Below are 24725 nucleotides of genomic sequence, written 5' to 3'. Positions count from 1 at the left end.
GGTGAGACCCTATCTATCGGGCACGTTAAGGAGACCAAGAAATGGCAAAGCCTATGACAAAGACTCAGCTGGTTGCTGCTCTCGCTGAGGAAATGGGAACCGACAAGAAGTCCGCGAACGCCGCGCTGGAGGCCATGACCGGCCTGATCACTCGCGAAGTGTCGGCGGGCGGTGCAGTGACCCTGCCTGGCGTCGGTAAAATCTACTGCCGCGAGCGCCCAGAGCGTATGGTGCGCAACCCAGCCACAGGCGAACAGTTCAAAAAAGAAGCCGATAAGGTGGTCAAGATGACTATCGCAAAGGCGTTGAAAGACAGCGTAAACGGCTAATTCGTTTTCTACGAAAGCGTTCAGGGGCTGCCGTCGGGTGGCCCCTTTTCCATGCATGACAGAAGTTGAGAATTAACTGCACGAAACAGCCGACACCGAAACATCCAAATTCCCTGAGATTTGTAACGCGCCTGCCTACCAACCTTTGTTTGGTTGGTGTTTTGCAGGACCGCGTGCCAAGAAATTCGTTCAAATATTACTCCACCATACCGACACACCTCATTAACAATCGAAAACGTCAACAGCCCGGTCACTATGCCTCAGATTGACGCTTGCGACCCTACTGAAAATGGGAAACAGTCCCCTGGAATTTCTCGGGAGTCTCAGATGGATCTGCGTGCCATCGGTATGGGGTTGGTTTTTGCCCTTATCTGGTCCTCAGCCTTTACGTCGGCCCGGATCATAGTGGCGGACGCTTCACCCTTATTCTCGCTGGCGCTCAGATTTCTCATTTCGGGACTGATCGGCATCGCAATAGCGCGTGCCATGGGCCAGAGCTGGAACCTGACACGTGACCAGTGGCGGGCAACGATCCTATTTGGAATTTGCCAGAACGCCCTTTACTTGGGTCTGAATTTCTATGCCATGCAAACAGTCGAAGCTTCGGTCGCGGCGATAGTAGCATCCACAATGCCGTTGCTTGTCGCTCTGGCAAGCTGGCTATTTCTCAAAGAAAAACTGCGCCCGTTAGGCGTTGCTGGTTTGATTGCTGGATTCGCCGGGGTCGCATTGATCATGAGTAATCGGATCAGTTCAGGTGTCGACCTGTTCGGAGTCGCTTTGTGCGGCATAGGAGCATTGGCATTGGCATTTGCCACACTGGCCGTGCGCAGCGCTACCTCCGGTGGCAATTTCATGATGGTTGTTGGGCTTCAAATGATCATAGGGTCAGCTGTGCTTTTCTTAGCGGCGCCGGTTTTTGAAACGATTTACATCCGGCCAAACTTGCAGTGGATGACAGCATTTACCTACACAATCTTGTTCCCGGGCCTGCTTGCCACACTCATTTGGTTTCAGCTTCTCAATCGGATCGGTGCCATTCGCGCGGCAACTTTCCACTTCTTGAACCCGGTCTTTGGCGTCACGATTGCCGCTCTGCTTCTCGGCGAAACACTCGGGTACCTTGACGCCGTGGGTGTCGCCATAACGACGGTGGGTATTTTAGCGGTTCAACTGTCCAGGCAACCAGTTCAGCGCAGCAAAGCCTCGATCTGACGCACAACTTTTCGTGAATTAGGTTTGGTATTCGCTCCCCAGGTCGCAATAACCGATCCCTCTGAATCGATCAGAATTTTGTTAAAGTTCCATGCTGGTGCAAAGCCAGTCTGATCAGCAACCGCTTTGTAAAAAGGGTGAGCATTTTCACCTTTGACGGGTGTTATTTCGGTCATTGGAAGTGTCAGCCCAAAATTGACTTCACAGAAGCGTTTCACTTCTTCAGCCGACGCCAATTCTTGTTTGAACGAGTCCGAAGGAACCGCAAGGACGACAAGGCCTTGTTCCGAGTACGTTTCGTACAGGTTTTGCAACGCCGAATACTGACCTGTGAAACCACACTGGGAAGCTGTGTTTACGACCAGGATTGGTTGCCCTCTCCAATCTTCGATAGACAGCGTTCCGCCGTCTATTGACTCGAAAGTACCAGTTAGCGGAGCTGCCTGAACGATACGGGCAAGCAACAACAACGCGGTCAGTAGAAGCAGTCTGAGCATTTCGTTACCTCCTTTATATGTTAATACGCGCCAAATTGACTGGCAGATCACCGCAAGTCCGTGGAAAATGCCTGCAATATGACTTTGATTTTCGCCGGAATATACCAAATTAGTAGGACAATTGGATCATCACCGGAGGAGCCATGACCCGTTACACCAAGGACCCCGAGGCCATTGCAGCCCTCTCTCCCGAAGAATTTCACGTCACACAACGCAGTGGTACCGAACGACCCGGAACGGGTAAGTTGTTGAATAACAAGGAACCGGGGATTTATGTGGACATCGTTTCCGGAGAACCGCTTTTTGCCTCGACTCACAAATACGAATCCGGATGCGGTTGGCCCAGCTTTACCAAGCCGATTGTTCACGAGCATGTCGAGGAACTTCAAGACCATTCGCTTGGTATGATCCGGACAGAAGTTCGCTCTAAATTTGCGGATAGCCACCTTGGGCATGTTTTTCCTGACGGCCCACGCGAACATGGCGGGCTACGTTACTGCATCAATTCCGCGGCTTTGCGGTTCGTTCATCGCGACGAGATGGAGGCCGAAGGCTACGGTGAATATTTGATCCATGTGGAGGAAATCCAATGACCGAACAACGCGCTGTTCTGGCTGGTGGCTGCTTCTGGGGAATGCAAGACCTGATCCGTAAGCTACCCGGGGTGAAACGCACCCGCGTCGGATATACAGGTGGCGATGTGCCAAATGCCACTTATCGCAACCACGGCACCCATGCGGAAGGGATCGAGATTTGGTTCGACCCCTCTGAAATCACTTATCGTGAACTTCTGGAATTTTTCTTCCAGATTCACGATCCAACTACGGTGAATCGCCAAGGAAATGATATCGGCATGAGCTACCGCTCAGCGATCTACTGTTCGGACGACGCACAGAAACAAGTCGCTGATGACACAATAGCAGATGTTGACGCTAGTGGCTTATGGCCGGGTAAAGTAGTTACCGAAGTCGAGCCAGTTGGCGATTTCTGGGAGGCCGAACCTGAGCATCAGGACTATTTGGTCAGAATTCCCAACGGCTATACCTGTCATTTCCCCCGAGCCAACTGGGTTGTGCCCAAACGATCAAGCGCAGCTGAATAATACAAGCGCCCCTTGCAAGATAGGGGCGCTAGCCCAAGGCAACCCGAGGCCGGCCGCTAGCTTCGACGGTAATCAGCGCCTCCACGAAAACTTCCCGCGCTTCGACACTTGCAGTTCGAATATCCTGGGCCACTGTCATGCGAATATCTTCGGCTCCGGCCTCTTTCACAGCGTTCTCAGCATCGCGCCGCAGAACGCTCGTTAGAAGCTCTAATGCTACCTGTACGTCGGAAAAATCCTGCGGACCGTCTTCCAGATGAACCCGGAAACTCCCTTCGGAAGGCGATGTAACTGTTCCCGATCTTCGTAGCGTCACCCTACCAACGACAGCTCCAATTGCGTTGGCTACCCCTGCATGATCCGGTAGGATCATCTGGCAATGCAGCCTCTTTCCGACAGCAGGATAATAACTGAGAGCAGACGCCCCTAACCCGACTACATCGACATTCAACGCAGCATCCAGCGCAAGCAGGCCCCGGTGTTTTGCCAGCCCTAGTCTTGTCAGGACGTGGTGCGCCAATTCTTTCGGCGACAGCGAAAATTTTTCAAACTCTTCCGAGAAAGCAGTCTCTAATAAGGCAAATGACGTTTGTTCTGTAAGCTGATCCACAATCATCTGAGCCAGCTTTTCTGGTGATGCTGCCAATGGATCTCCTGATCCCACTCTTTTGCGTGCAACAAGTTCGAGTGCTTTGTGGGCTGCTTTCTCGTCCCATTCGGAAAGGCGGCCCAAAACGTGGCTGGCATCAGATGGAGTGATGCCAGACACCTGCACTATCCCCCTGTCCACCAACCGGTTCAAAGCAGCGTACTCCATTCGGGTCCGCAATAGTTGATCGAGCGGCAAAACCTGATCACCGATTCGTGCAAGCAACCTTTCTTCCCGTTCTCCAGCGCCGTCTGTTGGGATACCGGGCACCCTCCGCGCAAACCGGGCGTCGTGCTCACCCACAGTTGTCGCCTGAAGTTGTTGATCCAAAGCAGAATGCACGATCTCAGGTGCTTCAATGGCGATCAACGAAACTGGCAGTACGCGACGTGGGCCAAGAAGTACCCCACCTTGCAGTCCTTCTGTAACGACATGAACCTGACTGTCGCCGCCCAAACCTTGGGTCCGCATGGCAACTGCTTCGACCATGGTGCGAAATCCACCCACTTGCGCACCCGCAGGATCAATGGCCGGTTTCCCATCGCGTATCAGCGCGACATCAGTAGTCGTGCCACCTATATCCGACACCAATGCGTTTTGCGCGCCAGTCAACCATCGTGCCCCAACTATCGACGCAGCCGGTCCGCTAAGAATGGTTTCGATTGGTCGCTCTCGCGCCTGTTCGGCGCTCATCAGCGCACCGTCGCCGCGCACCACCATCATCGGAGCGGTTATACCCAAGTCAGTCAATCTATCCTGCGCCCGCCCGATAAGGCGGTCGATCATGCCAATCAATCGGGCATTCAGCACCGCAGTAACCGCCCGCTTTGGCCCATTCAGCTTAGCGGAAAGATGGTGCGAACACGTAACCGGCACCCCCGTCCGATCCGAAATTATTTTCGCGGCCTGAAGTTCATGCACAGGGTTTCGAGTCGCAAACTGCCCGACAATAGCATAGCCTGAAACCCCTGAATCAGAGTCTAAAAAATTCAAAAGGTCGGTTTCGTCCAAAGGTGCGGCTTCGCTGCCTGCATGATTGTGACCGCCGCCCAATACTAATACCGGGTCCCCTTTCAGAGCGTCCTTCAAACCATGTCTGTCAAGATCACTTTCTTTGAAACCGATGTATATCAGCGCAACACGTCCACCCTGTCCTTCAACCAGCGCGTTGGTTGCAAGTGTGGTCGACAAGGACGCCAACGCAATCTGTTCAGGCTGGACCTTCGCTGCATCCAAAACGGCAGAAATCGCTTTGCCCACGCCGATTGCCAAATCCTCTCTGGTCGTTAGTGACTTGGCAGAGGCCACAACTTCGTTCTCATCCCGTACCAGAACGGCATCTGTAAAAGTACCGCCCGTATCAACACCCAAAGCCAAAGCCATCGGGCCCTCCATTTCTTCTTTAACGTCGGGTGTAGCGGTTAAATACGCCGCGTCCAGCCTGTTTGCGGCGTTTATGACAGCTGATTTACAGCCCAGCGCGCGGCATCTGCCACAACAGGATCCTGATCGTCACACAATGCTTGCGCTGTCACTCGCAATTCAGTCAAACCTGAATTGCCAATCGCGTACAATACATTGCGAACAAACCTATTCCGACCGATGCGTTTGATTGGAGAACCCGAGAATTTATTGCGAAATTCAGCGTCATCCAGCTTGGCGAGTTTCGCCAAACTTGGTGCCGCAAGATCATCTCGCGCTGCATAACGCATGTCGCTGGCCAAGACCGCAAACTTATTCCATGGACATGCCGCCAAACAATCGTCGCATCCGTAAATCCGGTTGCCCATCAAGGGACGGAGTTCGGCATCCACCGGCCCTTTATGTTCGATCGTCAGATATGAGATGCAACGTCGAGCATCTAACTGATAAGGGGCTGGAAATGCATTCGTGGGACAGGCGTTTAAACAAGCGCGGCACGATCCGCAGTGGTCAATCTCGGCAACGTCCACTGGTATGTCCAATGTAGTAAAAACAGAGCCCAAAAAGGCCCAATTTCCCCATTCTCGACTGACCAAGTTCGTGTGCTTCCCTTGCCATCCCAACCCCGAAGCATGGCCCAACGCCTTTTCTGGCACCGGAGCGGTGTCTACAAACACCTTCACTTCGCCCCCTGCTTCTGAAATCAGCCACCGCGCCAATCGCTTCAGTCGTTTTTTCACCACATCATGGTAGTCTTTGTTCTGGGCGTATACTGATATCGCGCCGAGATCCGGATGGTTTAGCACCTCGGTCGGATCATGCTCGGGTGCATAACTTTCAGCCAACATAACTACGGACCTGGCCTCGGGCCATAGCTTGGCAGGATCGCCACGCCAGTGAACACGCTCCGCCATCCATGTCATCTGCCCATGATACCCTTTTTCCAGATACGTCTGCAGCTGTGCTGGAACATGAGGGACATCCCATGGCCGACATAAGCGGCACGAGACAAACCCCTCCGACAGGGCTTGGGCCACCAGCCGTTCTTTCAACTCCAATCCGCTCTTCATTGGTCGCAAAAACCCATTGGGGGTGAACTAAATCCGCGGGCTAACGATGGCGGACCGACCCTTTTAAACAATCCTATCAGAAATCCAGATCAGCGTAATGGGCCGGAGGACGGAACCCTGGCACTTGATCGGCCAGAATTGATCGGAACGCCGGTCGGGATTTGATTTTCGCGTACCAATCCTTAACTGCCCGGCTTCGGTTCCAATCAACGTCTGAAATATAGTCCAAAGCGGACAAATGCGAGGCTGCAGTAAAATCCGCCAAAGTCATCTGATCTCCGGCCAGCCACCGGCGATGATCCAATAGCCATGACATGTAGTCCAAATGGTATTTGATTGCGCGGGCTCCTTCTTTGACATTCTTGCTGTCCGGGTAACCTTGGCCAGTCACCTTTTTGTTTACCCGCTCATACAACAGCTTCGAAGTGACTTCGTTGTGAAACTTGTCATCGAACCAACCAATCAGTCGCCGTACTTCGTATCTGGCTTCTGGCGTTTTGGGCATCAGTGGGGGATCTGGACGCGTTTCTTCAATATACTCACAGATCGCACTACTCTCTGCCATGACATTCCCATCAAGTCGCAACACAGGCACTTTACCCGCCGGGTTCCGGCGCAAGAAATCAGAACCCTGCTCCCAGTACCTTTCTTCGACCAATTCGACTTCGATCTTCTTTTCTGCCAATGAAAGCCGGACTTTTCGGCAAAATGGGGACAAGGGGACATGAAACAAACGCGCCATGGACTTCCAATCAAACCAGATAACCTGCTTCAGCTTTAGCCTTTGATGGACAGAAGTTTCAATCCTCGAAGCAATCCGCGCGACCATCTGCGCGGATGGTGGCCGCACCATCCAAAATTGATGCTGCGCGTCGGCGTGTCCGCGTCGAGGGGTCTGTAACCGACCTGTTACGTGGCGAGGGCAGGATTGCTGCCAACCTCGCCGCCTGAACTGGTGTCAACTTGGCGGCGCTTACGCCATAGTATCTCTGAGCGGCTGCTTCGACCCCGAAAACGCCTTGTCCAGTTTCGGCAACATTCAAATACACCTCAAGAATACGTTGCTTGGTCCAGATTATTTCAACCACCGGAGTCATCGTAGTCTCCAAAGCCTTTCGAACCCAACTACGTCCCTGCCAAAGAAAGACATTCTTCACCACTTGTTGAGAGATGGTAGAAGCCCCCCTTGACCCTCCATCTTCCAAAGCATCGCGTATCGCCTCGACGTCAAACCCCCAGTGTAGGCAGAAATTTGCATCCTCGGCCGCAACAGCTGAACGCGCCATTACAGGCGCGATTTCGTCGAAAGAAACCCAATCCCGTTCGACTTGACCCAACCGACGCCATTCCGACCAAATCGTATGCGTAATGGGTGGATTAACAACAGAGTAGAGTAGCACAAGCACTAAAAATAGTACTGCAAATCCCAGCGCGATGCGCACAACCCAGCGCCTGATCAACCCCAGAAACGAGGCTCGTTTTTTTGACTGAGATACCTGTTTCTTTCGACCGCGAGATTTGCGGACTGCTTTCTTTGCCATGCCCCTGCTATACGCCGCCGCGGGGACGTGAGGAAAGGCCTAATTCACCGTATTGCAAGCCTCGCGCAGCGAAATGTCTATAGCATTTGCCCACCAACGTCTGTAGTTCCCGGAAAAGTTCTAAATTTCAGTCTGCGTCTTGCCGCCTATAAGTCGGTGGGCCGCGATGAGGACCCAATTTCGCCCATAACTTAAGTCAGGCCTAGTACATTAAGCACTGCAAGATGGTTGTACATGTCTGGGAAATCGAACCTCCGCGTCGCGTGAACAACATGTGGAGGCTCGAATATTTCGTAGGCAATGCCGATTATTCTGCGGGCACCGCTGTGACTTCAGCCGATAATGGATAGCTCAGCTTATTCAACATTTCCTTAGGGCAAACCTGCAGAAAATTACCTTTTTCAACTTCCCAATGCTGCAGAATATCGCTTGCCTTTCGGCTCTTGGTTTCGTCAGCATGTCGTTCGATGAGGGACTTCAGTTGTGTTTCCCAATGATCAACCGTTACAGGACAAACCACAAGCGTTTCCGTGTTCATCAATAACTGCGCCTTGACTTCAGGGTCATACAGATAGGCCATACCACCTGTCATACCCGCGCCAAAATTTGCTCCGATGTCACCTAGAATCACGGCAACTCCGCCGGTCATGTACTCACATCCGTTCGAACCGCAGCCTTCGATCACCACATTTGCACCGGAATTTCGGACAGCAAATCGTTCACCAGCACGTCCTGCCGCAAATAGGTAACCATCTGTGGCACCATACAAAACAGTGTTGCCGATAATGGTATTTTCATCTGCCTTGAGCGGACTGACCTGCGGAGGACGCACAACAATAGTACCACCTGAAAGGCCCTTACCGACATAATCGTTAGCGTCGCCCGACACTTCCAGCTTAAGTCCCGGTGCTGCGAATGCCCCAAGTGACTGGCCCGCGGAACCTTGCAGTTTCACGTGCAGGTGGTCCGATTGGAACGTGTTCCGCATCCCGAAATTTTGCACTATGTGGCTGGATACACGTGTACCTACGGTCCGGTGTGTATTTTGGACAGCATAGGAAAGCTGCATTTTTTCGCCATCCTTAAGAAACCTTGCGGCGTCTCGTACGATTTCGGCGTCAAGCGTATCCGGCACGGCATTCCTGTTCTTGTCACGATTGTAGACGATGTCGTGCGCTCCATCGACCGTGATTAGCAGTGGATTGAGGTCCAGATCATCGAGATGCGCCGATCCCCGGCTGACCTGCGCCAGTAAATCTGCTCGGCCAATAATCTCATCAACAGAACGCGCACCAAGGCTGGCAAGCAATTCGCGAACTTCCTGAGCATAGAAAGTGATCAGGTTCACCACCTTGTCCGCATTACCGGTAAACTTGGCGCGCAAGCTTTCGTCCTGCGTACAGACACCAACCGGGCAGGTATTCGACTGGCACTGCCGCACCATGATGCATCCCATAGCGATAAGAGCGGCGGTTCCAATGCCGTACTCCTCAGCCCCCATCATCGCAGCCATGACAATATCGCGACCCGTTCGCAACCCACCGTCAGTGCGCAATGTTACGCGATCCCGCAGGTTGTTCATCGCCAGAACCTGATGAGCCTCGGTCAGGCCCATCTCCCAAGGTAGACCTGCATACTTGATCGAGGTCGCAGGAGATGCGCCAGTGCCGCCATTGTGACCCGATATCAGAATTACGTCCGCCTTCGCCTTGGCCACGCCGGCGGCAATCGTGCCTACACCAGAAGACGCCACCAGTTTCACGGTTACTTTGCAGCGAGGGTTAATTTGTTTCAGGTCATAGATCAGCTGGGCCAGATCTTCGATCGAATAAATATCATGATGCGGCGGGGGCGAGATCAAAGTCACGCCCTTGGTCGAATGCCGCAGACGCGCGATCAGATCCGTGACCTTCATACCAGGCAGCTGACCACCCTCGCCGGGCTTCGCACCCTGAGCAACCTTGATCTCTAGCTCTTCGCACTGGTTAAGGTATTCGGCCGTCACGCCGAACCGGCCTGACGCGACCTGTTTAATTTTGGCCGAAGGGTTGTCGCCATTCGGTTCCGGAATGAAATGCGCCGGGTCTTCTCCTCCCTCACCCGAGTCGGACTTTGCGCCGATCCGGTTCATTGCCACGTTCAGCGTCTTGTGTGCCTCTGGGCTTAGCGCGCCCAGCGACATGCCAGGGGTCACAAACCGTTTGCGGATCGAGGTAATCGATTCGACCTCTTCAATCGGCACTGGTTTACCCAAAGGTTTGAAGTCCATCAGATCACGTAGGTGGATCGGTGGGTTGGACTGCATTTTCGCTGAGTATTGCTTCCAAAGCTCATACGACGCTTTGTTGCAGGCCATTTGCATCATATGCATCGAAGTCGCTTCCCAAGCGTGCGTCTCACCCGACTGACGGGCCTTGTAGAACCCACCAATGGGCAATACGTCCAGGCCGTCTTCCCATCCTTTGGCGTGAATTTCCTCTGCCTTTGCCTGAATTCCGGTAACACCTATGCCCGAGATGCGACTGATCATGCCCGGGAAATATTCTGCGACCATTGCCCGACTTAGCCCGACAGCCTCGAAGTTCAGACCGCCACGATAAGATGAGATCACTGATATCCCCATCTTTGCCATGATCTTCAGCAGACCTTGGTCAATCGCCTCGCGATACCGAGCAACGTTTTCGGTCAAGGTGCCATCCAACAGACCACGCTCAATTCGGTCGGCGAGCGAGTCTTCAGCCAGATAGGCGTTTACTACGGTCGCGCCGCAGCCAATCAAAACCGCGAAGTAATGTGGATCGACACATTCCGCAGAACGGACGTTCAACGAACAAAACGTCCGCAAACCTTGTCGAGTAAGATGCGAGTGCACCGCGCTTGTCGCCAGGATCATAGGCATCGCAACACGACCTTCGCCCGACTGCATGTCAGACAACACCAGATGCCCGGCACCCGAGCGTACGGCCTCTTCCGCTTCGGCTCTAACTCGGGCCAAAGCGGCGCTTAGTGCACCTGAGCCCGGTTCAAAGCTGCAATCAATCTCGGCCTGAGGAGCGTTAAAATTCTCGACTAACTTGTCCCATTGCGCATTCCCGACAAAAGGGCTTTCCAATACGATGATCTCGGTTTGGCTGCTGTCTTCGTCCAGCACATTCTTAAGGTTGCCGAACCGGGTTTTCAGCGACATGACCCGGTATTCACGCAAACTGTCAATCGGTGGGTTAGTCACTTGGCTAAAGTTTTGGCGGAAGAAATGGCTAAGCGGGCGATACTGTTTTGAAAGGACGGCAGACGGAGTGTCATCGCCCATCGACGCTAACGCTTCTTTACCGTCCTCGGCCATGGGCGCGAGTATCTGTTCCAGTTCTTCGACGGAATATCCGGCTGCAATCTGTCGCTTCCGCAGTTCTGCGCCAGAAAACTTAGGTGTTTCTGTTACACCCGCCAAAGTGTCGTCCAGATCATTGATCTTTCCGACCCACTCACCAAACGGCAGAGCTGCAGCCAGCTTGTCCTTGATCTGTTTATCTCGGAACAGCTTTCCCTTTTTCATGTCGACAGCCAACATTTGGCCGGGGCCCAGTGCGCCTTTTTCAGCCACGCTGGCTTCATCAATGGGAACCATGCCAGCTTCGGAACCGGCTATCACAAGGCCGTCCCCTGTCACGACATAACGCATCGGACGCAGGCCATTTCGGTCAAGCCCTGCACAAACCCAGCGGCCGTCGGTCATGGCCAATGCGGCGGGACCATCCCAAGGCTCCATCACTGAGTTGCAGTAGGAGTACATATCGCGCCACGCTTGAGGAAGTTCGACCGCTTGCTTGGACCAGCTTTCCGGTACCAGCATTGTCTTTGCCATTGGGGCAGATCGACCGGCCCGCACCAAAACTTCGAATACAGAGTCTAATGCGGCTGAATCTGACGATCCGCCAGCGATGATTGGCTTAATGTCTTCTGCGTAGTCGCCAAATGTGCCACTTGCCATGCGGATCTCGTGGCTTTTCATCCAGTTGATGTTGCCTTTCAGCGTATTGATTTCGCCGTTATGAGCCAACATACGGAACGGCTGCGCCAACCACCATTGCGGGAATGTGTTGGTCGAGTAGCGCTGGTGATAGATTGCAAATGCGCTTTCGAACCTCTCATCCATAAGGTCGGGGTAAAAAACAGCAACCTGTTCGGCAAGCATCATGCCCTTGTAAATTATTGACCTGCAGCTGAGCGAGGCCAGATACAGATCGGAGATCCCTGACGCCATTGCCGCCTTTTCAATTCGGCGGCGGATCACGTACAGCTCGCGTTCAAAAGTGTCTTCGTCTACGCCCTTGGAATTCGAAATCAGAATCTGTTCAATTTCGGGTCTTGTTGCGTTAGCCTTTTCTCCCAAACAGGTCACATCGACTGGGACGTGGCGCCAGCCGTAAATGTAATACCCCATTCTAAGGACTTCGGTTTCCACAATAGTGCGGCATTGTTCCTGAGCGCCAAAGTCTGTCCGCGGAAGAAATACCTGACCTACAGCAATTAACTCGTCCAACTTGGGTTCATGCCCTGTTCGACGAATTTGGTCGTAAAAGAATGGAGCCGGAATCTGAACATGGATGCCTGCACCGTCACCAGTTTTACCATCCGCATCAACGGCCCCACGGTGCCAAATAGCCTTTAGCGCGTCGATGCCCGCGTCAACAACCTTTCGGCTTTTCTTTCCGTCGATCGAGACAACAAGTCCGACTCCGCACGAGGAATGCTCTTCCTCTTTAGAATAGAGACTGTTTTCGGCCATCCAAGCTCGTTTATTTGTTTCGGCTTGCACCCAATTCGCGTCGTATTTGGTCATTGGCTGTCTCCTTCTTCCGGCTGGGCGTACATTGCCTCCACCTCAGCAGTCGTCATTTGTCGGCGTTCGCCTTCGAACGCGTAACCCTCAGGTTTTTTGTCGATATAAAGTTCAAGTTTCAGTGGGCTGCCGATAGCATTTTCGAACAAACCGGCGGCCATTTGCGTGTGTCCATGCATCTCACCGGAAAGAGTAATCCGGTACCACAGTGCCGATCCGCATTCCGAACAAAATGCGCGTTCGGCCCAATCTGATGATTTGTGTACCTTGACCGGACCCAACGCGGCGTATCCCTGCTCAGCCGGAAAAGTTATTAGCATAGGGCTTGTCCAACGGCGGCACTGGTCGCAATGGCACGCGCCCAGCGCATCCTTTGCCGGGGTCGCGGTAAGTGTAACTGCACCGCACATACATTGGCCTTGCAATTCGGGCATTACGAAAGCTCCTGTCGCTGGCTTAAAGTTACTCGGCTGCTATCGATGCCTTTACGTTTAAGCGGTCGATGATCGCTTCTGCGCAATCGCGCCCGTCACGTATAGCCCAAACGACCAGAGACGCACCACGGACGATGTCACCGATGGCATAGACGCCCTCCATCTCGGTCTCGCCGGTTTGGAACGCGGCCTTAATCGTTCCCCAACGCGTGACTGGGAGGTCTGGCTGACCAAACAGTGCAGGAAGATCTTCGGGCTCGAAACCCAATGCTTTAATCACCAGATCAGCGTCTTCAACGTAGTCCGCGCCTTCAATTACCTCAGGAGCTTGGCGGCCGGACGCATCCGGCTGACCCAAACGCATTTTCTGCACCATCACTCCCGAAACTTTTTCGTCTCCGGTAAAGCCTTTGGGCGCGCTGAGCCATTCAAAGACCACGCCCTCCTCCTCAGCGTTCTGCGTTTCACGCTGCGAGCCTGGCATATTGGCACGGTCCCGGCGATAAAGGCATTTCACAGATGTCGCACCCTGACGGATTGAAGTGCGCACACAGTCCATTGCCGTGTCGCCCCCTCCGATCACAACGACCTTTTTGCCTTCGGCGTTCAGGCGACCATTGTCGAATTCCTCAACAGTGTCGCCAAAGCTCTTTCTGTTTGAAGCAGTCAGGAAATCTATTGCCCTTTCAATTCCGGGCAATCCGCTTCCAGGCATATTCAAGTCCCGTGACTTATAGACACCCGTCGCTATTACAATCGCGTCATGCTTGGCTCGAATATCCGCGAATTTCGCAGCATCAACATCGCAGTTGAGTTCGAATTCAACTCCCCCGTCTGCCAACAGATCGTTACGACGTTGTACGATGTCTTTTTCAAGCTTGAAGCCTGGGATGCCATACATCAACAGACCTCCTGCCCGGTCGTAGCGATCATAGACTGTGACCTGAATACCCGCCCGGCGCAACATGTCAGCAGCGGCCAAACCTCCGGGTCCACCCCCAATTATTCCGACGCTTTCGCTGCGTTCCGCGTTGGGCGCGACCGGCTGAACCCACCCTTTGTCCCAAGCGGTGTCAGTGATATATTTTTCTATCGTGCCGATTGTAACTGTTCCGTGGCCCGACTGTTCAATCACGCAGTTACCCTCGCACAAGCGATCTTGTGGACAAATTCGGCCGCAAATCTCGGGGAAAGTATTAGTCGCTTGGCTGGTTTGATACGCCTCTTCCAAGCGGCCCATCGCGGTCAATCTTAGCCAATCGGGAATATTATTATGCAGCGGGCAATGTGACTGGCAGTATGGCACTCCGCACTGGCTACAACGGCTCGCCTGCTCGGCGGCTTTCTCAGCCGCGAATTCAGAATAGATTTCGTCAAAGTCTTCTTTGCGGTCATCGGCGGCTCGCTTTTCAGGCATCGCACGATCGATCTGCACAAATTTCAGCATCGGTTGCTTGGCCACGGGTCAGACTCCATGAAATGGTTTGGTCCGGCCTCTTTAAGGGAAGGTGAGGCAGTTGAAAAGTCAGTATTGGTTACCTATTTGAAAAAAAACAGTCGCTCCACCATGGATTCAGTAAAAAAATATCGCAAATTTAGTTCCGAATCGGACCTATTTGTGTGCTTTCCTTTCGGGCAACACGCTTATACCCATTGAAAACAAAGAGCACGTGAAGGCGGTACGACAGGTAATGAGTCTTTTTCAATTGATTCTTGTTGCGATCATTCAGGGAATAACTGAGTTTTTGCCCATTTCTTCTTCTGGTCACTTGATCTTGCTACCAGGCTTGACCGGGCTCAACGATCAGGGGCTTGCGATTGATGTCGCGGTCCATGTTGGCACACTGGGTGCCGTAGTATTGTATTTTTGGACCGACGTGAAAAAGGCCCTTATTGGCCTGCCTGCCGCCCTTGCAGGTCGAATCGAAACCCCGCAGGCCAAACTTGCAATGTGCTTGATCCTTGCAACGATACCGACCGTCCTTGTGGGGGCAATCCTATTCTTTAACGACCTAGGTCACTCTCTTCGTTCGGTTGCCGTGATCGGCTGGGCGATGCTGGGATTCGGATTGCTGCTGTACTGGATGGATCAGAAAGGACCGCAAACAAAACAGGCATCGGGCTGGAGCTTCAGGGACGCGGTTATCATGGGGTTGTGGCAAGTTATTGCTTTGATTCCAGGCACTTCCCGATCCGGAATAACAATCACTGGCGCACGGCAATTGGGCTATCGCCGCGAAGATGCCGCCCGCTTAGCCATGCTAATGTCAATCCCTACGATTTTGGCATCAGGCGCGCTGCTGTCGGTAGACGTTGTGCGTAATGCAGATGCTCAGCTAGCACGCGATGGGGCGATCGCCGCAGCGTTTGCGTTCATTGCCGCGCTGCTTGCGCTAAGCCTGATGATGCGACTTCTGCGCAGTGTCAGCTTTACGCCCTACGTGATCTATCGGGTAGTTCTTGGGATCATCCTTTTGGGCATCGCATATTGGTGACTAAGTCCGCATATTTTTTGCCGAATTCTGGATGTCGTCATACTGACCCGAGGGGCGATACTTCCAAAGATACTCAGGCAGAATAGAGTCTAACGCTGCCGGCTCGATACCCAAATCGTCAAAACCCTTTGCGTTATCCGAAACGATGTTATCACGACGCAGGTTCCTAACCTGATCGCGCGTAAGAATGTTGTTGGGAAATAATTGAAAGCTTACGAACTTAACAATGTCCAGCACTCCGGCCATTATCCGTGCTGCCCAGAACGGCATTCCCACGACGACTCTCCGACGGTGAATAACATCCAACATCTGCTGCATCAGCGCGCGAAAAGTTTTAACTTCAGGTCCGCCTAATTCATAAACACCTGCGTCGGCCTCGCCCAAAACACCTTTTACAGCAGCCCAGGCCACGTCATCGACATAAACCGGTTGAAACCGTGTTTCGGCCCCGACCAGCGGAAGAAACGGCCCCATTCTGGCCATGGCTGCAAATCGGTTAAAGAACTGATCTTCGTTCCCAAAAATAACCGACGGGCGCAGTATCAATGCATTTGGAAAGTGCTCCCGAACCCCGGCTTCGCCTTGCGCCTTTGTGCGCGAATACACGCTGTCCGCGCCAGCATCAGCTCCGATGGCGGATAAATGAACCATGCGAAGTACCGCGTTCTCTGCAGCCAGCCGGGCAATTCGCTCGGCGCCTTGGGCCTGCACAGAATCGAATTCATTTTTGCCTAGCTCGTTCAAAACTCCAACACAATTCACCACGGCTTCAGCGCCCTGCATCGCAGCGGCAACCGAAGCATCATCGCGAATATTGCATAGAATTGGCTCAACCTGACCGACTACCCCGTAGGTTTTGACGAACATCGCCTCATTCGGTCGCCTGACGGCGACCCTTACGCGCCAGCCTTCAACGGCCATGCGACGGGCTATGTATCGGCCGACAAAGCCTGATCCACCGTAAATAGTGACCATTTTAGACATGTTGGCGCTCCTGCTGTCTTAGTCTTGATTGATCTACAATCCGCACGCTCAGCAAACAAGTCGCAATAACGCTACCCTAGTTCAATTTGATCGCCGAAATACATTGGAAAACTGTGTGTGCCCGTTGCTGTCAAAAAACTTTCAAGATTCTTCGCGAATCCAGTTGACGGTTTAGGCCTGTCGGCTTAAACGCGCCTGCACGACACCTGCCCAGGTGGCGGAATTGGTAGACGCGCTAGCTTCAGGTGCTAGTGTCTGTATGGACGTGGAGGTTCGAGTCCTCTCCTGGGCACCACAAAATCAAGAATTACCATTATAAAACAAGATTTTAATCAAAAACCAAAGTTTTTGATCCACCCACGTGCCCACCTTTTCTGTCTTGGTGTTCGCTGCATGGAGCTATTGACCTAAGTGTCCACCAACAACCCCCTCACACACACGGCCCGTGTTTGGAGGCAGGCGACGCCAGCAATCCAACGCACTCCGATCAAAATAATGCAGCTGGGCTCAACCTGAGAAGCTTTTTCCATTCAGTTGAAGTAACTTGTTGGACAGCGAACTCATGGTTGCATACAGGCGCTTGCAGGGGCTATTGAATGGGCGCTTGAGAAGCAAAAGGCGCGCGCAAACAAGGCAACAGACGATAAGGCCAAGAAGGCTGAATTGAACTACTACGCCGATCTGGTCGCTAGTCTCTCCAAAGCCTTCGCCTTGGCATCTGCCAGCGATTACGCACAATCGGTGAAAGCGGAGGTGGGTTTCTTCCAAGCTGTTCGAGCGGCCTTGTCCAAGTCGTCGCCGAAGACCGGAATGAGCAAACGCGAGAAAGAGTTCGCCATCGGCCAACTCATCTCAGATGCCATAGCTGACGCCAGCATAATCGACGTGCTTGCGGCAGCAGGCATTGACAGCCCCGAGATTTCTGTGCTCTCCGAAGAGTTCCTTGCTGAAATCCAGAACATGGAGCAGAAGAACCTCGCGCTGGAGGCTCTCAGAAAGCTGCTGGCTGGAGAGATCAAAGCCCGGCAGCAACGGAACGTGGTCGAAGCTAAAGCCTTTTCGGAGCGCCTCGAGGCAGCAGTAGCGCGCTGTCATGCCAACGCCATCACCAGCCTCGAGTTGATCCAAGAACTGATCGACATGGCGAAGGACCTCAAGGCATCCGTGCAGCGAGGTGATGACCTTGGCTTGGGTGATGAAGAGTTGGCATTCTATGACGCGTTGTCAGAGAACCAAAGTGCCGTCGATGTGCTGGGTAACGACGAACTGCGCAAAATCGCTCATGTGCTTGTAGAGCAATTGCGGAATAACGTCACCGTCGATTGGCACCGAAAAGAAAGCGCGCGCGCCAAACTACGTGTGCTTGTCCGCCGCATCCTGAGAAAGCACGGTTATCCACCAGACCTAGCCCCTGTGGCGATAAACACTGTGTTAAGTCAGGCCGAAACCCTCTTAAGATGGGAAGCCTGAGGACGCAGTAATCAATAAATGAAATAGACCCGTTTTTTTCGAACATCTAGTGAACGTAAGTTCACCAAAAGCTTAGCCGTTGGATGCAGCTTGACCCTTTGACCAAAATTAGCTGGTGAACTTGGGTTCACTCAAGGTGCTAGAGACAGCGGGAACAAACTGCCTTTGAGCATCAGTGGGGAAAACAAGTGAATTCAAGTTCACTGACCTTCACAGGTTCATTTTTTGCCAGTGAACGTAAGTTCACCAATTCCACGCGGACAGCACTGATTTGCAATTAGTGAACTCAAGTTCACCGACTTCTCATTCTGGAAGAAGAAAGAAAGCGGACTTTCGTTTTGCCTGGAATGAATGACTGCTATGCGGACAAACCCGCCGTTAGCCGCACCGCAGCACGTTTCGCCTGCATGAACGACTGCTTCGCGAACGGAGTAGACAAACGCAGATACAGCAAAACTCATTCACTTTTTCCAGTTTTTACAGTGTGTCAATCATTGAGGTCTATGGCGGCAGTTCTGCCGACTTGAGTCGCGGTCTGCACCGGAGGGGAAGTTCTATAATCGACATTCGCAGTTTGGTGCTTTCAAAACCAACTGCTAGCGGCAAACTGGGGAGTGAGGATTGCGACTGTCCTGCAATGAATAACTCAAGGGCGTACGAGAAACTCGTGGCGGGCCGTGATTTCTTTGTCTTCCGCTACCCCAGATGCAGGAAGGTGAGAGCCATGATCAGAGCTATAGTAGACGACGAAGAGCCGCGTTCGAGTGTCTAAGTCGACGCCTCGAAATCCGATCTCATAAAAGAGACTTTGCACCCAGGCGAACCTCTCCTCGTCTACCTTTTCTACGGCTTCAGCGACCTCCGGTTCCCGGTTCGCCCATGCTCGAATAGCGTTTTCGAATCGAGCCATTCTGTGCCTCTGTAGCAGTCTTGCCAGTTCCAGCAGCCGTCTCTCTGCATCGGCATCATGCAAGGCGTCGATTTGACGGATGACGGAAAGAGTAAATCTCTCTTTCCAGAATGAAACGAGCTTCTGAACGAAGTCCGCACGATCATCGAAGTGGGTGTAGAAGCTGCCTTTGGTTAGGCCCATCGCCTCTGAAAGGCTCTCGATATTCAGCTTGGCCGCACCTTTTTGGGACAGGACTTGCATAGCCTTTTCTAGCCAAGCCTCTCTGTTTAAGTGTTTTTTCCTCTCTCGCTTCATCCTCAGCTTGCCTCAAGATATCGGGGTGTAACCGTTCGACGGTTGACTAGACCATCATACTTTTTAGTATGAATTTGAATGAATAGACACCCCCGTCAGTTGGCACGAAAATGAAAAATCTAGTAAGAAATACGGTACTCCCCTGTTCAATAGCGATTGTTGCATCTGGGATCTATATATGGGGCTATGCGAACGGTAGCAGCGGGCAATCCGCTGTGGGCCTATTGCGAGCTGCGTCCGCACAAGAGGGATCGTTGGAGACAGAGGTTTCTCCGGTGACTGCCACAAGCGACCGAGACGCCTATTTCCCGGGCACTGAGGACTTGGCGCCAGACGAAATGCGAGTTGTCGCTTGCGGTACCGGTATGCCCAACGCACGCCCCAAGCAGGCCGCCGCCTGTTGGTTGGTTGAACTCGGGAATGGTGATAAGTTCATCTTTGACATTGGAACCGGCTCAGCCGAACGACTTTCCGCGCTGAGCATACCATACGATTACCTCGACAAACTTTTCTTGGGTCACCTGCATTCCGATCATATTGGCGACCTTGATGCGCTATGGGTGGGCGGTGTCATTTCTGGCCGGACCAAACCGCTCCGCGTATGGGGGCCTAGCGGATCGGAACCCAAGTTTGGCACCGCTTATGCCATCGACCACCTGCAGAAATTTTTGACTTGGGATGTCGCCGGACGTGTTGGCCACACGGATACTCGCGGGCTTGCGTTCGACGTGACCGAGTTTGATTACCGAGGCGAAAATCAAGTAGTTTACGAAGAGAATGGCGTTGTCATTCGCTCGTTCCCGGCAATCCACGCCCTCGACGGAGCGGTCAGTTATTCGCTTGAGTGGAACGGCTTAAAGTTCGTCTATAGCAGCGACACCTACCCAAACAAGTGGATGGCTGAGTTTGGAAAAGAAGCCGATATCCTGGTGCACGAAGTGCTCTATACGCCGGAAGGCTGGATCAATTTCATGGGCTTTGCCCCGGAAACGGCGCTTCAGGTGGGGACCCAAATACATACTTCTCCTCAGCAATTCGGCAAGGTGATGAGTGAGCTCAAACCGCGTCGGGCTGTCGGCTACAACTTTTTCAACGACTTCGACACGATAGCTGACATTGCTCCGGGCATTAGCGAAACCTACGACGGCCAGGTCGACTATGCGGTGGACTACATGGTCTGGAATGTAACGAAAGACGACATTCAGGTTCGAATGGCGGTAGTGGATGAAGAAATCTGGCCGCCCGCGCGTGTTAATCCTCAAGAGGCACCGGATCCCAGCGAACGGATACCCAACTCTCAGTTCGTTATTGATGGCGGCTTGCACTTCTCTGACATAATTAGTCAAATGTATGACGACATAAATTCTCGCTACGGTACCAACGCGGAACCTGCTTACTGACTAGCAAAAGAGCAAATCGCGACATCAATACCTTTATCTGGCTGACAACTAAAGCTCGTCTCACAAACTGTTTTGATGCGCTCCCGTAAAATCGGAGGCGCAAACACTGAACGCGAGAAAACATCCTCCCAAGCTTCCGAGCGCCGAAGAACAAAAGATGAAAAACAGTAGTTTTAGAATAACCGGTACCGCGTGTTTTTTGGTCTTTGCTCTTGTTCAAAGCAGTGCAGCAGAAAACGCTTCAAACCCACTATCCAAAGGTCGGAACACCGACTTCAGAATACAGCATACGGACGGCGATAACGGCGAAAAAACGGATTACTTCATTGACGGCGCGTTCATGGCGCGGGACAATTTGAAGATCAAATACGAGCTCCACTACAACGATATATCCAAGGATGGTTCGTCATCTAGCGACTGGGAAAAAACGGTCATCAAATTAATCTACTTTCCGACAGAAGGTTTGCTGAACGAGACCTGGGGGTATCGTGCCGCACTGGGTCTCGACTGGATAGTCGAGTTCGGCAATGAAGACCAAGGCATCGGAACAGGATCAGATCAGCTCGGACCGTTCGCCGGTGTTGCCTTCGGCAACCAGGATACCGGTCTCTCGCTCATTCCGTTGGTGCAACATTTCTTTGACTATAATGGCGACACTGACATCAGCCAGACGGCACTGAGGCTTATTGCGTTGCAACCATTTGCGACCGACTACTGGGCAAAGCTGGATTTGAAGGTTCCATACGATTGGGAAGAAGACGAATGGTCAGGCTCGGCAGAAATCCAGGTCCCCTTGCGCTTCTTGGGCCGCGACTTCTGCTTCGCCGGTCAGCCACCAAAGTTCACCATTGTTGAAATGGTGGGCAGCCTCGGCCCAAAGCTGGTCGCGGTCGCGCGTGATGGCATCCACGTCAATGGTGCCAACCTTGACTGGCCAGAACCGCCGGTTGCCAGTTTCGTCGCGCTCTGATCGAATGGCCGGTTTTCTTGCCGCGTTGCGACAACCAAAGCTCAGCAACCGCAGAATAATCCGCGCTGCGTGCGCACGCAGCAGGATTTGGACACTTCTCCTATGACCGCATCGCGGGACGAAGGGGTCAGTCGCGGTGGATAATCTGCCAGAGTAAAGTGACAGTCATTCGAGGTTACAAGCAGGCGCTACTTTGAAGATAGTTCGTGAGATTACTGCTTGGATACGTCCGGCAAAATCCAACTGTTGTCATACCATGCGTCAGTAGGCCCGTAAGTCCGGAACCAGACCATGAATCCCTGCCCGGGGTTCGTTTCGATCCAGTTGCGGTCTGCTACGCCTTCGGGTTGGTCCGGTGCAAAGTGCAGCACAGCGGAGCCGTCCTCCTCGAAAAAGAGGTCCTCAGCATAAGAGTTCACCCCCCACTGGAAACTCTCATTCTGCACCATCGAGCGGTACTCGGCGTCGTAGAGAGTGATCGCCCAGAAGTCATTGGCTGGCGGATCAGCTGGGATAGTCAACTTGTAATAGTTCGCGCCATCGAGCCATTGGCCGTCAGAATCCTTCGACGTGAACACGTATTGCGACCCCGCTCCCTTTGGCGCGCGCGTCATGCCGACCGAATTGAAGGTCGCCATGTGCGAATAGACTTGATGCTGAGAAGACGAATAAACCCCGCTCGTCCGATCGGTGAAGTTTTCGTCTACGAAATTGTTCGCCCATTACCAAAGGCTCTCGCCCGGCCACTTGAAGGCATCTTTCGCGCGGTTGTTGAAGCTGCGTGTGCGCTGATTGAGGTCACCAATGGAAGCAGCCTCCTCCATCAGGGCAGGATCGACCGTTCCGTCGAAGAAGCCCATATCGAGCAACAGGCTATAGAGACCAACATGCATCGGGTTTGCATGCGGACCATTCAATTCGAAATACTGCCTCACCATGGGAAGGACATCCTCCTTCTCATAGAGCATGTCCATTGGGTGAACATTGGTCATGCTTTCGGAGGTATTGTAAAAGGTCGTGTCGGGTGGGTTGTCCGCATCCGATAGGCTGTAGGTTCTTATCCCGGCCTGCATATTGGCCACCGCTGCCGCGGTATCGCCATTCTCAACAAAACCTCGCAACAACCAAAGTATCGTATTGGCGGGACTTTCGAAGTGAAAGTAACCGTCCGGGATCTCGCCGCTATAACTGGGAGCCGTGAAGAGATACTTGCCGCCTTGACCCTCGTCCGGCCCCAGTCCGCCAATGTCGGTTATGTTCCACCAACCTGGCGCATTCGCCATGCCTTGCATGCCGCGCGGCACCTCAACAACCACAGCGCCGCCTTGTTCCACGAGGTTCACCGGATGCACTGCATAGATCGTCTCGGAATTGGCGGTCAGAACGATATGGCGACTGTCGACTGAAGTTTCCATGATCCCGACGTTCTGTGGGGTCGAGCCTTCACTCAGGTAGGCGTTGTAGACAGAGAGAAAGCCGACCTCTGGGTGCATCTCAGAATAGGCGCGCACTAGCGTCTGCAAGTCCATTTCCCGGTAAATTTCCGTTGGATCGAGTGGTGGAAACCCATCGGGCTGTGCGGATAGGGACGAGGCCAATCCAATGGCAAAGGCGGTCGCTGCGAAGAGCCTGTGCATCTTTTCATCTCCGGCTAGCTGATCTGTGAGGTGTAAGATTGGGCATCAACGCCATTGCTCGACAGACGATCACATCGGTTCGAGATCGTTTAGTTTCCAAGCGTTGGTCCCGTAGGCTTCTGTCGGTCCATAAAAGCGGAACAGTAAGAAGTAATTTTCGGCTCCCCCTGTCGGCAGATAGTTCACGCCGTCATTCAGCACCTCGGGGCCGAAATAGACGTCCACGCTGCCATCGTCGTTGACCAGAGGCGGGGGGCTTTCTGTCGAGGCAAGGCCGATAGGGTCCGCCCCACGGATGTAGGAGGCCGTCGCCACGTCGTAGACGAGAATGGACCAAAATTGCTCAACAGGCACATTGGCGGGAACGGTCAGTTTATACGAACTGCTGCCATCCAGCGGCGCCCCGGCTTTGTCTCTTGTCACCATCAGATAAGCAGTGGCAGAGCCAAGCTTCACTGGGGGTGCAATATACGTGTAATAGGTGAACGCCCGATCATCGATATAGACCTTGTTTTCATCTTCATAGGTCATCATCGTTCCGATCATCGAGTTCGCAACCGGTTGCGTCCAGCGCGTCTCGTCACCCCAGCGAAGCGGGGGAATGACGCTCAGGCTGTTTTGCAACTCTTGATGAATGCGGCCCATCACCTCGTTGAGTATGGCGCGTTCTTCATCGGTGGGATCAAAAAACCCGCCGCGTTCAATGCCAAGGCTGCTGAGCATTCCCATCGGGTATTTATCGACCTCGCGAACCTCCTCGTGATTGACGATCTCCTGCAACCGGTCAAAGAAACTGCTGTCGAACGGAAACTGCGATGTATACAGAACATCGTAGATGTCCATATGGGGCAATCGCTCATCGCTGCCGTAGGGGTATTGATGGATCCCGTCTCTGATATAGGCCGCTGCACCTTCCAAAGTTGCGGGTTCCAAATCCGGCGTGATGACGCGCAACGTCCCGTAACCGCGATAGGTTTCAAGCGGCACGGGGAGATACCCTTCCGGCACCACGGTGTCCGCATTCGACGCGTACAGGAAGTATTTGCCCCCTTCGCCTTTGTCATCGCCATCGGGACCAACATCGACAATCGGTCGCTGCCAGACATCGAGGAACGTGCCAAAGATGCTGTAGGTTTCGGTCGCTGCGGGAAGTTCCACTACTACTGGCCCATCTTTCACATCGTAAATGAGCTGAACATAGGGCGTAGAGTTATTCGGCGTGGGCGACTGAAATTTCCAGTTGGGCGGTTGTGAGAAATACGCGACTTGATTGAGCGCCTGACCTGCATCTATCGCGCCCGCAATCATCTGGTTACCCGCCACGAGCGGTTGCGCCCAAAGGGCGCTTTCGTAGGCGCGCCGCTCAAACCTCTCTCTCTCGAAATCACGTTCTTCGGCGGAAACTGAACCCGCAAATATCGCAAGTCCTAAAAATGTTGTAAGCGTCGCAATCCGTCGCATCC

The 24725-nt window shown here is 53.1% G+C and carries 21 protein-coding genes and 1 tRNA gene; 8 read left to right on the top strand and 14 right to left on the bottom strand.

Going from position 1 to position 24725, the window contains the following annotated elements; translation table 11 throughout:
* Window positions 1–41 precede the first annotated feature (41 nt).
* Window positions 42–329: an HU family DNA-binding protein gene (locus AC2FNE_RS15285; RefSeq protein WP_010442901.1), complete on the top strand. Its 288-nt coding sequence runs from the start codon at window positions 42–44 to the stop codon at window positions 327–329.
* A gap of 327 nt (window positions 330–656) precedes the next feature.
* On the top strand, window positions 657–1544 hold the full coding sequence (locus AC2FNE_RS15280; protein WP_496805726.1) for a DMT family transporter: 888 nt from the start codon (window positions 657–659) through the stop codon (window positions 1542–1544).
* On the opposite strand, the gene AC2FNE_RS15275 is transcribed toward AC2FNE_RS15280, so the two are convergent.
* Window positions 1520–2041 (bottom strand): glutathione peroxidase, encoded by a 522-nt coding sequence (locus AC2FNE_RS15275; RefSeq protein WP_496805725.1) that lies wholly within the window; start codon window positions 2039–2041, stop codon window positions 1520–1522. The two genes, AC2FNE_RS15280 and AC2FNE_RS15275, sit on opposite strands and share 25 nt — an antisense overlap.
* A gap of 143 nt (window positions 2042–2184) precedes the next feature.
* Between AC2FNE_RS15275 and msrB the strand changes: the two genes are divergently transcribed.
* Both msrB and msrA read left to right on the top strand, forming a co-directional pair.
* The gene (msrB, locus tag AC2FNE_RS15270) at window positions 2185–2634 is read left to right on the top strand and encodes a peptide-methionine (R)-S-oxide reductase MsrB (protein ID WP_170606601.1); all 450 of its coding nucleotides are present in this window, start codon (window positions 2185–2187) and stop codon (window positions 2632–2634) included.
* Window positions 2631–3143, top strand: coding sequence for a peptide-methionine (S)-S-oxide reductase MsrA (gene msrA, locus AC2FNE_RS15265; protein WP_496805724.1), 513 nt, complete (start codon window positions 2631–2633; stop codon window positions 3141–3143). Before msrB ends, msrA begins: the two co-directional genes overlap by 4 nt.
* Window positions 3144–3171: 28 nt before the next feature.
* On the opposite strand, the gene AC2FNE_RS15260 is transcribed toward msrA, so the two are convergent.
* The 7 genes from AC2FNE_RS15260 to AC2FNE_RS15230 form a co-directional block, all read right to left on the bottom strand.
* A complete protein-coding gene (locus AC2FNE_RS15260; protein WP_496805723.1) occupies window positions 3172–5175 on the bottom strand; it encodes a hydantoinase/oxoprolinase family protein in 2004 nt (667 codons plus the stop codon).
* 71 nt (window positions 5176–5246) lie between these two features.
* Entirely contained in the window at window positions 5247–6284 is a 1038-nt protein-coding gene (gene queG, locus AC2FNE_RS15255; RefSeq protein WP_170606595.1) for a tRNA epoxyqueuosine(34) reductase QueG, read from the bottom strand.
* Window positions 6285–6360: 76 nt separating this feature from the next.
* On the bottom strand, window positions 6361–7026 hold the full coding sequence (gene fzlA, locus AC2FNE_RS15250) for an FtsZ-binding protein FzlA (RefSeq protein WP_170606593.1): 666 nt from the start codon (window positions 7024–7026) through the stop codon (window positions 6361–6363).
* A gap of 58 nt (window positions 7027–7084) precedes the next feature.
* Window positions 7085–7825 carry a monofunctional biosynthetic peptidoglycan transglycosylase gene (gene mtgA, locus AC2FNE_RS15245; protein WP_170481234.1) on the bottom strand — a complete coding sequence of 247 codons (741 nt, stop codon included), beginning with the start codon at window positions 7823–7825 and terminating at the stop codon, window positions 7085–7087.
* A gap of 307 nt (window positions 7826–8132) precedes the next feature.
* A complete protein-coding gene (gltB, locus tag AC2FNE_RS15240; RefSeq protein ID WP_496805722.1) occupies window positions 8133–12665 on the bottom strand; it encodes a glutamate synthase large subunit in 4533 nt (1510 codons plus the stop codon).
* Window positions 12662–13099 (bottom strand): GFA family protein, encoded by a 438-nt coding sequence (locus AC2FNE_RS15235; RefSeq protein WP_496805721.1) that lies wholly within the window; start codon window positions 13097–13099, stop codon window positions 12662–12664. The genes gltB and AC2FNE_RS15235 overlap by 4 nt, the downstream gene beginning before the upstream one ends.
* A 28-nt stretch (window positions 13100–13127) precedes the next feature.
* Window positions 13128–14561 (bottom strand): NAD(P)-dependent oxidoreductase, encoded by a 1434-nt coding sequence (locus AC2FNE_RS15230; protein WP_170481228.1) that lies wholly within the window; start codon window positions 14559–14561, stop codon window positions 13128–13130.
* Between the two features lie 229 nt (window positions 14562–14790).
* On the opposite strand from AC2FNE_RS15230, the gene AC2FNE_RS15225 reads away from it, so the two are divergent.
* Entirely contained in the window at window positions 14791–15594 is an 804-nt protein-coding gene (locus AC2FNE_RS15225; RefSeq protein WP_496805720.1) for an undecaprenyl-diphosphate phosphatase, read from the top strand.
* Here the strand turns inward: AC2FNE_RS15225 and AC2FNE_RS15220 are convergent, their stop codons facing one another.
* Window positions 15595–16578 carry a complex I NDUFA9 subunit family protein gene (locus tag AC2FNE_RS15220; protein WP_170606583.1) on the bottom strand — a complete coding sequence of 328 codons (984 nt, stop codon included), beginning with the start codon at window positions 16576–16578 and terminating at the stop codon, window positions 15595–15597.
* A gap of 208 nt (window positions 16579–16786) precedes the next feature.
* Here AC2FNE_RS15220 and AC2FNE_RS15215 point away from each other — a divergent pair.
* Window positions 16787–16873: transfer RNA gene (locus tag AC2FNE_RS15215), tRNA-Leu, on the top strand.
* Window positions 16874–17148: 275 nt separating this feature from the next.
* Window positions 17149–18048, top strand: a complete 900-nt coding sequence (locus tag AC2FNE_RS15210) for a DUF3387 domain-containing protein (RefSeq protein WP_496805735.1) — start codon at window positions 17149–17151, stop codon at window positions 18046–18048.
* Between the two features lie 646 nt (window positions 18049–18694).
* On the opposite strand, the gene AC2FNE_RS15205 is transcribed toward AC2FNE_RS15210, so the two are convergent.
* Window positions 18695–19201: a TetR/AcrR family transcriptional regulator gene (locus AC2FNE_RS15205; RefSeq protein WP_496805719.1), complete on the bottom strand. Its 507-nt coding sequence runs from the start codon at window positions 19199–19201 to the stop codon at window positions 18695–18697.
* A gap of 308 nt (window positions 19202–19509) precedes the next feature.
* Here AC2FNE_RS15205 and gntH point away from each other — a divergent pair, with 308 nt between their 5' ends.
* Window positions 19510–20655 carry a guanitoxin biosynthesis MBL fold metallo-hydrolase GntH gene (gntH, locus tag AC2FNE_RS15200; RefSeq protein WP_496805718.1) on the top strand — a complete coding sequence of 382 codons (1146 nt, stop codon included), beginning with the start codon at window positions 19510–19512 and terminating at the stop codon, window positions 20653–20655.
* Window positions 20656–21421: 766 nt separating this feature from the next.
* On the opposite strand, the gene AC2FNE_RS15195 is transcribed toward gntH, so the two are convergent.
* From AC2FNE_RS15195 to AC2FNE_RS15180, 4 genes are all read right to left on the bottom strand, one after another.
* Window positions 21422–21565, bottom strand: coding sequence for a VapE domain-containing protein (locus tag AC2FNE_RS15195; RefSeq protein WP_496805734.1), 144 nt, complete (start codon window positions 21563–21565; stop codon window positions 21422–21424).
* Between the two features lie 272 nt (window positions 21566–21837).
* Window positions 21838–22203, bottom strand: coding sequence for a DUF1214 domain-containing protein (locus AC2FNE_RS15190; RefSeq protein WP_496805717.1), 366 nt, complete (start codon window positions 22201–22203; stop codon window positions 21838–21840).
* A gap of 144 nt (window positions 22204–22347) precedes the next feature.
* Entirely contained in the window at window positions 22348–23262 is a 915-nt protein-coding gene (locus tag AC2FNE_RS15185; RefSeq protein WP_496805716.1) for a DUF1254 domain-containing protein, read from the bottom strand.
* Window positions 23263–23331: 69 nt separating this feature from the next.
* Window positions 23332–24723, bottom strand: coding sequence for a DUF1214 domain-containing protein (locus AC2FNE_RS15180; protein WP_496805715.1), 1392 nt, complete (start codon window positions 24721–24723; stop codon window positions 23332–23334).
* Window positions 24724–24725 lie beyond the last annotated feature (2 nt).

The sequence above is a fragment of the Ruegeria sp. YKSD179 genome (genome assembly GCF_059612885.1).
Note: the sequence above shows the minus strand (reverse complement) of the source record. Positions and strands in the feature narration are given on the sequence as shown.